Genomic DNA, 11896 nt, shown 5'->3' with positions numbered 1-11896 from the left:
CAGCTGTCCCCCCTGTTTGCGCCTGATGGATGTAGTGAGCTTCAGTGCCGCAACAACTTGCGCAACGGCACACCGTCCTTGAGCACTGGGGACTTGATAACGATGTAGCTGAAGTACTTGGAAATGCCGATGTTTTTATCCAGCAGGCTTTCAATCACTTCCTGATAGTGCTGAATACTGCGCGTCATGAAGCGCACCAGATAATCGTAGCCACCACTGATCAAATGGCACTCGAGCACCTCATCCACCAACCTAATGTTCGACTCGAACTTGGCGAAGTCTTCGCGCTTGTGGTCACTCAGGGTGATTTCGGTGAAGACCGTTACCGATTCGGTGATCTTCGCCAGGTTCAGGTGTGCCTTGTAGCTGGAAATGTACCCGGCCGATTCCAGCCGCTTGACCCGTTGCAGACAGGGGCTGGCCGACAATCCCACGGCGTCGGCCAGGCTGACATTGGTCATGCGCCCGTCCTTCTGCAACTCAACCAGGATACTGATGTCGATGCGGTCCAGTTTGACTAAACCTTCCATTGCGAACCTCTTGACTGCCATTTGTAGGACAATCTACTAGCAAAATCAGCGCCGTAAAGACAGCTGATGTTGTGCGACCAGGTCAGCCATGCTGTTGATGCAATAATCCGCAGCGCAGGGGGTCGGTTGTTTGCCCCGTTCGCGACCGATCAGACACACATCGGTCAGCGCCGGGCCGCGGGCGGCGGGTCGGGTTACCCGCAGAATGTGTACCGGCTTCAGCTCGTTGGCATTCAACCATTCCTCGTCCCGCAGCGGATCGCTGGCCAGCGAAATAAAGTCATCGGCCACAATCCCCAGATGCTCGCACAACACGGCGCGATCCTCGGCATCCCGGTCGCCCACCACCAACAGGCGATAAAACTTGCGCAAGTACAGCATCGCTCCCGGTGCGTCTTCGAACAATGACCAGTTGGCAGCAGAACGCGCGAAACTCATGCCCTCCTCCCAACTGGCTTTCAGGCTCCAGCGCTCGGCCAATTGGCGATGGGCAAAACACAGCAATCCACTGAAGCCCAGTTCGGCAAAGCGGGGATAGAGCCCCTGCACCACCTCGCGAAACTCGCCCAGCACCTGTTCCTTGTCCGGGCGCCCGCCCCGGCTGTCGAGCAACGGTTGCAACGCTGCCCAGACACCCGAGTCGCGGTCAACCAGGACTTCGTCGCAATCGATGAGCAGTGCTCGATAATCAGTCAGCCCCATGGTGTACACAGCCTCCGATGATGCGTTTCATCAATCAGTGCGCCAAAAAGGTTCAGCGACGCTGGCCAGCGACCGCGCCGCTGAACCCGGCGGACATCAGTTCAATACCCGTGCCAATGCAGCCTGCAGAATCTGCAACGCTTCGTCGATCTGCGCTTCGGTCGTCACCAGTGGCGCGAGGAAGCGCAAGACGTTGCGATAGACGCCGCACTTGATCACCAGCAAGCCACCTTTGCGCGCTTCATCGATCACACGCTGGTTCAGATCCGCATCCGGGGAGCGCGCTTCATCATTCTTGACCAGCTCGATGGCCAGCATGAAACCGGTGCCGCGTACGTCACCGATCTGCGGGTGACGGCGCTGCAACTGCAGCAGACCTTCACGCAGGCGCTTGCCCAATGCATCGCCACGTTCGAGCAGTTTCTCTTCTTCGTAAGCGTCGATCACCGCCAGGGCCGCGGCGCAGGACAGTGCATTGCCGCCGTAGGTGCCGCCGAGGCCTCCGGGCAACGGCGAATCCATGATTTCAGCTCTGCCGACCACGCCCGACAACGGCAGCCCCCCGGCCAGACTCTTGGCGACGGTGACCAGGTCAGGCTGGATGCCGGCGTGCTGGAAACCGAACCACTTGCCGGTGCGGCCGAATCCGGTCTGGATTTCATCGAGGATCAGCACGATGCCGTGCTTGTGGGTCAACTCGCGCAATGCCTGAAGGAACTGTGCCGGCGCCGCAAGGAAGCCACCGTCGCCCTGCACCGGTTCAATGATGATCGCCGCAACCCGCTCCGGCGCAACCTGAGTGGCGAGCAACTCGTCCAGCGCCTTGAGCGCCATTTCGCTGGTAACGCCGCGATAGGCATTTGGATATGGCGTGTGAAATACCTCCGGCGCGAATGGCCCGAAGTTCTGTTTGTAGGGCTGGCTCATGCCGGTCAGCGTGGTGCCGAGCAAGGTGCGTCCATGGAAACCGCCGCGGAAGGAGATCACCGCAGAGCGGTTGGTGTGAGCGCGGGCGATTTTCACCGCGTTCTCCACGGCTTCGGCGCCGGAGGTGAAGAACGCTGCTTTGTAATGTTCCTCGCCACCTATCATTTCGCACAAACGCTGGGCCAGATCCAGATACGGCTTGTAGGCCACCACCTGAAAGCAGGCGTGCGAGACTTTTTGCAATTGGGCCTGCACCGCTGCAACCACTTTGGGATGGTTATGGCCGATGTTCAGCACCCCGATGCCGCCGACGAAGTCCAGGTAACGCTGGCCGTCCACGTCCCACAATTCAGCCCCTTGGGCGCGATCAATCACCAGTGGATGAGCGGTGACCAGTCCGCGTGGCACGAACTGATCACGCTGACGGAGTAAATGAGGCGTTTGGTCGACTTGGCTGTTCATGGCATTTCCCTTCGTGAATCCGGCAGCCCGGAGTGAATGCAGGAGGTGGTTACAGAGGATCTTAAGATTAAGACTTGTGCGGAACGAACAACGCCGAACTTGCCCCCTGAGAAATCCGGATCGACTGTTTTCACCCTGCCAAACGGCAGATTCCTTCAGGCCGCCGAATCTGCCGGCCGCGTGCGTATATGAGGTGACGCGCAGTGTTCGCAGCGCTGCTTTCGACAGATCCTGCTCTGGCGTTGGGCGATCATGGGAGCACCTTCAACCTCCTCAGGAATTGACCATGGCCCTGCTCTACAAAGCTGACCCCGTGCGCGGCGAACGGTGGAAAGCACTGTTCGCCGAACATGCCCCGGACATCGAATGGCGCGCCTGGCCGGACATCGGCGATCCCACAGACATCAAGTACCTGGCGGCGTGGCAGGCGCCGGAAGATCTGCAGACGGTGCTGCCGAATCTGCAGGTGTTGTTTGCATTGTCGGCCGGCGTCGATCAACTGGATCTGAGCCGCATCCCGCCGAATCTTCCAGTGGTGCGCCTGCTCGATCCCGGGATCACTCAAGGCATGTGCGAGTACGCCAGTTTTGCCGTGCTCGCTTTGCACCGGGATATGTTGCGCTATCGCCAGCAGCAGATGGCGCGGTGCTGGCAGGCGCACCTGTTGCAGCCGGCGCATCAGCGTCGGGTGGGGGTGATGGGCCTCGGAACTCAGGCGCAGCAGATTCTCGCCACCTTGCAGCCCTTGGGCTTTGCCCTTAAGGGCTGGGCGCGCAGTGCGCATCGGATTGCCGGCGTCGAGTGCTTTGCCGGTCGCGAGCAACTGCCGGCGTTTCTGAGCCAGTGCGACATTGTGATGTGCGTATTACCGCTGACCGAGCAGACCCGTGGCATTCTCAATCGTGAGTTTTTTCGCCAATTACCGCGTGGCGCGGCACTGATCAACATGGGGCGCGGTGGGCATCTGGTGGAAGAAGACTTGCTCGAAGCGCTGGACAGCGGGCAACTCAGCGGCGCGGTGCTGGATGTGGTGCAGAACGAACCGGCGCCGGCGGATCATCCTTTCTGGGGCCACCCGCAGATTCTGCTGACGCCGCATATCGCGGCAATGACCCAGCCGGATAGTGCATTTGCTGTCCTGCTGGAAAATATCCGCCGCTTCGAACGCGGCGAGTCCATGAGCGGTCAGATCGACCGCAACAAAGGTTACTGATTCAGACCCTCTGCACGAGCGAGCAGGCTCACTCATGCAGAGGATGACGATGCTTCAGAGGAACTCGGCGATGGCCCTGCCGACATCCTGGGTCGAGCCCTTCCCGCCCAGGTCCGGGGTAATCGGTCCCTCGGCGATCACCCGCTCGATTGCCTGCAGGATCCCGTCGTGTGCTGCGCGATAACGCTCGTCACCGTTGCCCAGGAAATCGAGCATCAGCGCCCCGGACCAGATCATCGCAATCGGGTTGGCGATGTTCTGCCCATAGATGTCCGGCGCCGAACCATGCACCGGCTCGAACAGCGACGGAAAACGTCGCTGCGGATCAAGGTTGGCCGACGGCGCAATGCCGATGGTTCCGGCACACGCCGGCCCCAGGTCGGAGAGGATGTCGCCGAACAGGTTGGACGCCACCACCACATCGAACCGATCCGGTTGCAGAACGAACCGCGCGCACAAGATATCGATGTGCTGCTTGTCCCACGTCACTTCCGGGTACTGCGCAGCCATCAGCGCGGTGCGCTCGTCCCAATAAGGCATGCTGATCGAAATGCCGTTGGACTTGGTCGCTGCGGTCAACCGCTTGCGTGGCCGGGTCTGGGCCAGGTCGAAGGCAAACTTGAGAATCCGGTCGACACCCCGGCGAGTGAAGACCGATTCCTGCAGCACGAACTCATGCTCGGTGCCTTCGAACATCTTGCCGCCGACCGATGAATATTCACCTTCGGTGTTCTCGCGAATCACCACGAAATCGATGTCCCCCGGTTCGCGCCCGGCCAACGGGCATGGCACCCCGGGGAACAAGCGCACCGGGCGGATATTCACGTACTGGTCGAAGTCGCGACGGAATTTCAGCAGCGACCCCCACAGGGAAATATGGTCCGGCACTTTCTCCGGCCAGCCCACGGCGCCGAAGTAAATCGCGTCGAAGCCCTTGAGCTGTTCGAACCAGTCCTCGGGCATCATCTGCCCGTGTTCCAGGTAGTAATCGCAATGCGCCCAGTCGAGCACTTCAATGCTCAAGTCCAGCTGCCATTTTTTCGCGGCCTGCTCCAGAACCCGCAGCCCCTCGGGCAGCACTTCCTTGCCAATCCCGTCGCCGGCAATCGCGGCGATCTTGAAGACCTTGCTCATCAGTTATGGCTCCCCGTTGTTGTGAAGTTACAAGCCGCCGATGTGGAAGGCTTTGACTTCAAGGTATTCGTCAAGACCGTATTTGCTGCCTTCACGGCCCAGCCCCGATTGCTTGATGCCGCCGAACGGCGCGACCTCCATGGAGATGATTCCGGTGTTGAGGCCGACCATGCCGAATTCCAGCGCTTCGCCGAAACGCCATGAGCGACGCAAGTCTTGAGTGAAGTAATAAGCGCCAAGGCCAAACGGTGTGGCATTGGCCAGCGCCAAGGCTTCGGCTTCGTCGGTGAACCGCATCAGTGGCGCGACCGGTCCGAAGGTTTCTTCGTTGGCCAGGAGCATGCCGGCGTGGGCATCGCCAAGCACCGTCGGCTGCACAAATTGACTGTCGCCCTGCGGAACGCCGCCGCAAAGCAGCTGCGCACCCTGGCTCAAGGCATCATCGATGTGACGGGCCACCTTGCTCACGGCCGCCTTGTTGATCAGCGGGCCGATGGTCACGTTGTCCTGCAGGCCATTGCCGACCTTGAGCTTGCCGACTTCCTCGACCAGACGCTGGGCAAAACGCGGGTAAATGCCGTTCTGTACCAGAATCCGATTGGCGCAGACGCAGGTCTGCCCGGCGTTGCGAAACTTGCTCAGCATGATCCCGGTAATCGCCTGCTCAAGATCAGCGTCGTCAAACACAATGAACGGTGCGTTGCCGCCGAGTTCCAGGCTCAATCGCTTGATGTGTTCGGCACTCTGGCGCATCAGCAAACGGCCCACCGCTGTGGAACCGGTGAAAGAAATCTTGCGCACCGTCGGGTTGCCGGTCAGCTCTTCGCCAATCCCGGCGGGCATGCCGGTCAGCACATTGAACACCCCGGCCGGAATGCCGACGCGCTCAGCCAACACCGCCAATGCGAGCGCTGACAGCGGCGTCAGATCCGACGGTTTGACGATGATCGGGCACCCTGCCGCCAGGGCCGGTGCACACTTGCGGGTAATCATTGCGTTGGGGAAGTTCCAGGGCGTGATCGCCGCGCAGACACCCACCGGTTGCTTGAGGGTCAACAGTCGGCGGTCGCCGCTGGGCGCCGGCATGGTTTCGCCGTAAATCCGCCGCGCCTCTTCGGCAAACCATTTGACGAAACCCGCGCCGTAGCGGATTTCACCTTTGGCTTCATTCAGCGGCTTGCCTTGTTCGCAGGTCATGATCAGCGCCAGATCGTCGAGGTTGTCGATCATCGCCTGATACCAACGCTCCAGCAGCGCCGCACGTTCGGCGGCCGGTCGTGCTCGCCAGGCGGGCCAGGCCCGTTCGGCGGCATCGATGGCGCGTCGGGTTTCCACGCCTTGCATGGCGGGCACGCGGCCGATCAATTCGCCGCTGGCCGGGTCGACGACATCCAGGGTCGCGCGGTCATCTGCGCCGATCCACTGGCCGTTCACATAAGCGAGTTCTGCGAGAAGACCGGGGTCTTTCAAACGATTCTTGAGCATGGTCGAGTCCTGATCCGAGACAGATTCCAGTCTAGGGAGACTCGACGGATGAGGATGCTGAAAGCGCGTAGCGGACAGTGTCGGCTGCTGAAATTGGCGGTGGAACAGCAGAACTGCTGTTTTCTATCGTTTCAGCGAACCGAGCAAACCCTCCAGAAAGCGCTCCCCCGCCTCCATCTGACTGATCTCGATAAACTCGTCGGGCTTGTGCGCCTGCTCGATCGAACCTGGCCCGCAGACAACCACCGGCACATCCAGACGCTGCTTGAACAACCCGCCTTCCGTACCGAACGAAACCTTGGACGTCGCGGTATCCGGCGCCGCGAAATTTTTCAGGAACCGTACCGCTTCGACGCTCGGGTGGGTGTCCAGTCCGGGGTAGACGTTGACCGTTTCAATCTCGATGGCCGCCACGCTCGAGAGCTTCTGCGCCTCGCGCACGATCACCTCGGCACGCTCCTGCATCTGCGCGAGGATCTGTTCCAGATCATCGGCCGGCAAATTGCGCACTTCAAAATCCACCGTGCACAGATTCGGCACGATATTCAGCGCCCGGCCACCGCCGATCTGGCCCACGTGCACGGTGGTGTAAGGCACGTCGTAATCGGCATCCCGGGCGCCCTGCTCCTGCAGTTGACGCTGGGATTCACGCAACGCTGCAATGAAATCGCAGGCCACGTGGATTGCGTTGACCGAGCGCGGCGCCAGCGAAGAATGCGCCTCCAGCCCTCGACAATAGGTGCGATACGAGCCCTTGCCCTTGTGCCCCAGCACAAACTGCATGTTGGTCGGTTCGCCGATCAGGCACAGGAACGGCCGCACCGGCGCCAGGTGCAGCACATCGAGCAAACGCCGCACGCCAACGCAGCCGATTTCCTCGTCGTGTGACAGCGCCAGTTGCAGCGGACGGCTGAGGGAATGTTCGGCAGCCTCAAGCATGGCGTCGATGGCCAGCGCGATAAAGCCTTTCATGTCGCAACTGCCGCGCCCGTAAATCCGCCCGTTCTGCTCCGTCACCTGGAACGGTGGAACCGTCCACGCCTGCCCCGCTGCTGGCACCACGTCGGTGTGTCCGGACAGCAGAATGCCCGGTTGGTCTTTCGGACCGGTACTGGCAAACAGGTTGGCCTTCTTGCCGCTTTCGTCCTTGACGATCAGCGACTCTATGCCCTTGCTCAGCAGCAGCTCGCGAACGTACTCGATCAACGCCATGTTCGACTCCGATGACACGGTATCGAACGCAATCAATCGTTTGAGAATCTCCAGTACACGGGGTTTCATGAGGCTTTGCTCCGTTGTTCGGCCAAGGGGGCGAACCGGCTTATGGAAAAGGGTTCGATCAACGTGGAAGTGCTGCCGGTGCTGATCAACTCAGCCATGACGTCACCGACGCCCGGCCCCAACTGGAAGCCATGACCACAGAAGCCGAACGCGTAATACAGGCCATCGACCGTACCGCTTGGCCCCATGATCGGCAGCGAGTCCGGCAGATAGCTTTCGATGCCGCTCCAGACCCGGATGATGTTCAGATTGCCGACACCCGGCAGCAGTCGGCGCATTTGCCGGATCTGGTTGAGGATGCTGCGCGGCTCGACATAAGCGCGGCGATTGAGCATGTCCGGTTTGCTGCGATAGCCGCCGCCAATGATGATGTTGCCGCGCGGAATCTGCCGGAAATAAATGACTTCCTCAGGGATTTTGGTGAACACCCCAATCACCGTCGGCAAGGCGTATGGCACCGGTTCCGTCACCGCCATCTGCGGGCCATGGGTGTCCAGCGGAACCGGTTCGCCGAACTGCGCGGACAGTTTCTCGCCCCAGGCGCCGGCGGTGATCAGCAGTTGTGCGGCGCGATATTGCCGGCCATCGGTGGTGGTGACGCTGAACTCGCCTGCGGTTTTCTGCACCTGGGCCACTTCGGTCTGTTCTTCGATACGCGCACCGATCCGCCGCGCCGCCCGGGCAAATGCCGGCGCCGCCAGACGCGGGTTGGCGTGACCGTCATGCGGCGCGTAGGAGCCCCCCTTCACGTCCGGCCCCAGAAACGGAAAGCGCCGATGCAGTTCAGCGCCGCGATAGACCTGCAGATCCAGTTGCGCCGCTTCCGGTGCAGCGGCATACGCTTCGAGCTCGGCAATTTCGTCTTCGCGGTAACACACGCGCATGTGGCCGCTGGCGATGAACTCCAGATCGTCGTCAATCAGCTCCGGCAAGCGCTTCCACAGCGCAAACGAACGGTTGGCCAATTCCAGTTGCCCCAGATAACGGCCCTGACGCCGTACGTTACCGAAATTGACGCCGCTGGCGTATTGGCCAATCTGGTCGCGCTCGAGCAGGGTCACGGAGTGCCCACGCTGGCGCAGAAAAAACGCTGACGCCGCACCCATGATGCCGCCGCCGATAATCAATACATCACTTTTCTGCGGGTTCATGTCGGTTCCTCGATGATCACCATCGGCAACGGTTTGACGGGGGCCTGACCGCGTTGGCGGCCGACCTGCTGAACACTGACGCCGGCCGCGGCGGCAATCACTTCGGCGCCGGCCTGCGAGCAGTAGCGTCCCTGGCAACGGCCCATGCCGACCCGACTGAAGGCTTTGGCCCGATTGACTTCACACGCGCCCTTTTCACTGACCGTACGGCGCAGTTCGCCCGCGCTGATCATCTCGCAGCGACAGACGATCGCCGAATCCGGCAAGGCCCCGGCCTGTTCGGCGGGCCAGGGAAATGCCTGCGCCAGACCGAGGCGGAACTGATCCATCACCGCCAGTGCACGCCGTTGCTCTGCGCGCAAACCGGCATCCACCGGTTGTTGCTGATCCTCCAGCAGCGCCATCGCCACCAGACGTCCGGCATGTTCAGCCGCATCGGCACCGCGAATCTTTGCCCCGTCGCCGGCGGCATACACACCGCTGACCGAAGTGCGGCCCTCTTCATCAAGCGCCAGCCACCATTGGCCGGACGCTTCATCAAAACGCATGCGGCACCCGGCCAGATCGGCCAGCTGGGTTTCCGGACGCAAGTGATACCCCAGGGCCACGGCATCGCAATCGATGTCCAGGGTTTCGCCCTTGGCTGTGCGCACGCGCACGCCACTGACGCCGTGGGTGGCATCTCCCGATATGAGCTCCGGCTTGATCCCCAGATGCACCGGTATTTTCGCCTGATACAACTGCGCCAACAGTTTCATCCCGGTGAGCAACACCCCGGGCCGCGCGAGCATCTTCGGCAGTGCGACAATGCGTTTGCTCATCGGCGATGTATCAAGCACCGCAGCGACGTTGGCGCCGGCCTTCACGTACTGGCTGGCCACCAGATACAGCAGTGGACCACTGCCCATGAACACCACGCGATGGCCGATGGAAACCGCCTGCGACTTGAGCGCGATCTGCGCCCCGCCGAGGCTGTAGGTGCCCGCCAGCTGCCAGCCTTCAACGGGCATCAAACGGTCCGTGGCGCCGGTGCACAGGATCAACGCATCGAAGTCCACCGTCGTATGGTGACCCTGACTGACGCAGCTCAACTGCCTGGGCACCAGATTCCACACCAGCGTGTCGGGCCGGTAATCGATGTGTGGGCGCAAGCGCTCGAAACTCTCGTGCAGGTCGCGCGCCTTGGCCGCTTCAGTCCCGTACAGCGCGCGGTAGTCGCGGGTGAAACCTTCGGGTTGGCGCCGATAGATCTGGCCGCCGTCGCGGCGATTTTCATCGATCAGGACCGGTTTGAAGCCGGCCTTCACCAACGTCTCGGCGCAGCGAATCCCCGCAGGGCCGGCGCCGACGATAACTACCCGTGCAGTGGCCATGTCGCCTCCGGTTGTGTGGTGACGAGATCCAGCCCTTCACGGACTTCACTGGAGCACGCACGCAGACGTTCGCCGCTGCGCGTCCACACCCAGCAATCCTGGCAGGCACCCATCAGGCAGAACCCGGCACGTCGACCGGAATCGAATTCCGACTGGCGCAACGCATTGCCCTGAGTGAGCAATGCGACCATCAGTGTGTCGCCCTGCAACGCCTTGATGGGCACGCCATCCACGGTCAACCCGACGGTCACCCGGCCCTGCTCGGCCAGTCTCACAAAACGAGCACTCATGCATAGGCTCCCTGATTCAAGGTGGTCACGTCCCGCTGGGTTTTCAGCAGTTCGACGCTGTCGTGGTGGCAGAGAATTTCACTGCCACCGTCGATGATTCGGCGCTCGGGTGCAGTACGGTTGCACAGGCCATCGACGCGCACCGGGCAGCGATTGAGGAAGGTGCACAGCTCGGCGACATTGGCTTTGGGCCCGATGGGCGGCAGTTCACCGCAAGTCGTCCCGCAGGTTTCCAGCCAGCCCTGGCGCAGCTCCGGCACCGAGTGAATCAACAGATCGGTGTAAGGATGGTACGGTGCCTGCGCAAATGACTGGCGGCTGCCGGCCTGAACCTTGTGGCCGCTGTACATCACCACCACGTCATCGCACAGCGCGCGTACGGTGGAGATGTCATGACTGATGAACAGGTAGGACACGCCGAGCTGCTGACGCAAATCGCGGAGCAATTCAAGAATCGCTGCACCGACCACGGTGTCCAGCGCCGAGGTCACTTCATCGCAGAGGATCAGATCGGGTTTGGCCGCCAGGGCCCGCGCCAGGTTCACCCGCTGCTTTTGCCCGCCGGACAACTCGTTCGGACGACGTTCGGCCAGGGCTCGCGGCAGGCGCACCAGATCCAGCAATTCGCCGATGCGCTCGCGCAACGCCGCGCCTTTGAGGTTGAAATACATCTTCAGCGGCCGACTCAGAATCGTGCTGATGGTATGCATCGGATTGAGCGCCGTGTCGGCGTTCTGGAACACCATCTGGATCCGCCGGAATTGCTCGTCGGTGCGTTCGGACAGACAACCGCCCAGCGGTTGCCCGTCGAAGGTCAGCCCGCCCAATGCTGGCGTGAGCAAGCCGGCCACCACGCGGGCCAGCGTTGACTTGCCCGAACCCGACTCGCCGATCACGCCAATCGCCTGGCCCCGGCGCACGGTCAGATCAATATCTTCCAGTACACGAATGGCCGGCATGCCCTGGGTGTTCTTGTTGCCGTAACCGGCGGTCAGGCCGCGAATGGTCAGCAGCGGAGTTTCTTCGGCAATTCCGCAAGGTGGACGGATGGTCGTGTCCGGCCGCGCGGCCGCCAGCAGACTGCGCGTGTATTCATGACTCGGGCCTTTGAGCAGCGCCGCCGTGGCGCTTTGCTCGAAGATCTGGCCGCCATTGAGCACGACGATCTGATCGGCCATTTGCGCCACCACGGCCAGGTCATGGGACACATACACCGCTGTCGCGCCACGGTCACGTACCACGCGCTTGAACGCACGCAACACGTCGATCTGGGTCGTCACATCGAGCGCCGTGGTCGGCTCGTCGAGGATGACCAGCAACGGATCACTGATCAGCGCCATTGCCGCCA

Annotated in this window: 11 protein-coding genes; 1 reads left to right on the top strand and 10 read right to left on the bottom strand. The window is 61.6% G+C overall.

What is annotated here, in order from left to right:
- Positions 1–41 precede the first annotated feature (41 nt).
- From K5E37_RS04780 to gabT, 3 genes are all read right to left on the bottom strand, one after another.
- Positions 42–530 (bottom strand): Lrp/AsnC family transcriptional regulator, encoded by a 489-nt coding sequence (locus K5E37_RS04780; RefSeq protein WP_027616181.1) that lies wholly within the window; start codon positions 528–530, stop codon positions 42–44.
- Between the two features lie 45 nt (positions 531–575).
- Entirely contained in the window at positions 576–1232 is a 657-nt protein-coding gene (locus K5E37_RS04775; protein WP_127798190.1) for a 2-haloalkanoic acid dehalogenase, read from the bottom strand.
- Between the two features lie 96 nt (positions 1233–1328).
- A complete protein-coding gene (gene gabT / locus K5E37_RS04770; RefSeq protein ID WP_085603622.1) occupies positions 1329–2621 on the bottom strand; it encodes a 4-aminobutyrate--2-oxoglutarate transaminase in 1293 nt (430 codons plus the stop codon).
- A 286-nt stretch (positions 2622–2907) separates the two neighbouring features.
- Here gabT and K5E37_RS04765 point away from each other — a divergent pair, with 286 nt between their 5' ends.
- Complete coding sequence (locus K5E37_RS04765; RefSeq protein WP_221533247.1) at positions 2908–3834, top strand: glyoxylate/hydroxypyruvate reductase A; 927 nt, start codon at positions 2908–2910, stop codon at positions 3832–3834.
- 54 nt (positions 3835–3888) lie between these two features.
- Here K5E37_RS04765 and K5E37_RS04760 read toward each other — a convergent pair whose 3' ends face one another.
- The 7 genes from K5E37_RS04760 to K5E37_RS04730 all read right to left on the bottom strand — a co-directional run.
- Positions 3889–4968, bottom strand: coding sequence for a tartrate dehydrogenase (locus K5E37_RS04760; RefSeq protein ID WP_074690552.1), 1080 nt, complete (start codon positions 4966–4968; stop codon positions 3889–3891).
- A 27-nt stretch (positions 4969–4995) separates the two neighbouring features.
- Positions 4996–6453, bottom strand: coding sequence for an NAD-dependent succinate-semialdehyde dehydrogenase (locus tag K5E37_RS04755; protein WP_221533246.1), 1458 nt, complete (start codon positions 6451–6453; stop codon positions 4996–4998).
- A gap of 123 nt (positions 6454–6576) precedes the next feature.
- A complete protein-coding gene (gene argE, locus K5E37_RS04750) occupies positions 6577–7734 on the bottom strand; it encodes an acetylornithine deacetylase (protein ID WP_221533245.1) in 1158 nt (385 codons plus the stop codon).
- A complete protein-coding gene (locus K5E37_RS04745) occupies positions 7731–8885 on the bottom strand; it encodes an FAD-binding oxidoreductase (RefSeq protein ID WP_221533244.1) in 1155 nt (384 codons plus the stop codon). Before K5E37_RS04745 ends, argE begins: the two co-directional genes overlap by 4 nt.
- Positions 8882–10258, bottom strand: a complete 1377-nt coding sequence (locus tag K5E37_RS04740) for an NAD(P)/FAD-dependent oxidoreductase (protein WP_221533243.1) — start codon at positions 10256–10258, stop codon at positions 8882–8884. Before K5E37_RS04740 ends, K5E37_RS04745 begins: the two co-directional genes overlap by 4 nt.
- Entirely contained in the window at positions 10240–10548 is a 309-nt protein-coding gene (locus K5E37_RS04735) for a (2Fe-2S)-binding protein (RefSeq protein WP_085603604.1), read from the bottom strand. The genes K5E37_RS04740 and K5E37_RS04735 overlap by 19 nt, the downstream gene beginning before the upstream one ends.
- Positions 10545–11896: ABC transporter ATP-binding protein (locus K5E37_RS04730; RefSeq protein WP_221533242.1), on the bottom strand; the 1352-nt coding region annotated here is incomplete at its 5' end. The genes K5E37_RS04735 and K5E37_RS04730, both read right to left, overlap by 4 nt.

Origin of the sequence: Pseudomonas sp. RIT778, from assembly GCF_019718735.1 — a bacterium.
Classification (GTDB): Bacteria; Pseudomonadota; Gammaproteobacteria; order Pseudomonadales; family Pseudomonadaceae; genus Aquipseudomonas; species Aquipseudomonas aphyarum.
This window is presented reverse-complemented; position numbering and strand designations above follow the sequence as displayed.

What these genes read in the sequence shown, in the direction of transcription:
- K5E37_RS04755 (WP_221533246.1), bottom strand. Translation starts at nt 6,453, where the DNA reads ATGCTCAAGAATCGTTTGAAAGACCCCGGTCTTCTCGCAGAACTCGCT.
- K5E37_RS04760 (WP_074690552.1), bottom strand. Translation starts at nt 4,968, where the DNA reads ATGAGCAAGGTCTTCAAGATCGCCGCGATTGCCGGCGACGGGATTGGC.
- K5E37_RS04735 (WP_085603604.1), bottom strand. Translation starts at nt 10,548, where the DNA reads ATGAGTGCTCGTTTTGTGAGACTGGCCGAGCAGGGCCGGGTGACCGTC.
- K5E37_RS04765 (WP_221533247.1), top strand. Translation starts at nt 2,908, where the DNA reads ATGGCCCTGCTCTACAAAGCTGACCCCGTGCGCGGCGAACGGTGGAAA.
- gabT (WP_085603622.1), bottom strand. Translation starts at nt 2,621, where the DNA reads ATGAACAGCCAAGTCGACCAAACGCCTCATTTACTCCGTCAGCGTGAT.
- K5E37_RS04740 (WP_221533243.1), bottom strand. Translation starts at nt 10,258, where the DNA reads ATGGCCACTGCACGGGTAGTTATCGTCGGCGCCGGCCCTGCGGGGATT.
- argE (WP_221533245.1), bottom strand. Translation starts at nt 7,734, where the DNA reads ATGAAACCCCGTGTACTGGAGATTCTCAAACGATTGATTGCGTTCGAT.
- K5E37_RS04780 (WP_027616181.1), bottom strand. Translation starts at nt 530, where the DNA reads ATGGAAGGTTTAGTCAAACTGGACCGCATCGACATCAGTATCCTGGTT.
- K5E37_RS04745 (WP_221533244.1), bottom strand. Translation starts at nt 8,885, where the DNA reads ATGAACCCGCAGAAAAGTGATGTATTGATTATCGGCGGCGGCATCATG.
- K5E37_RS04775 (WP_127798190.1), bottom strand. Translation starts at nt 1,232, where the DNA reads ATGGGGCTGACTGATTATCGAGCACTGCTCATCGATTGCGACGAAGTC.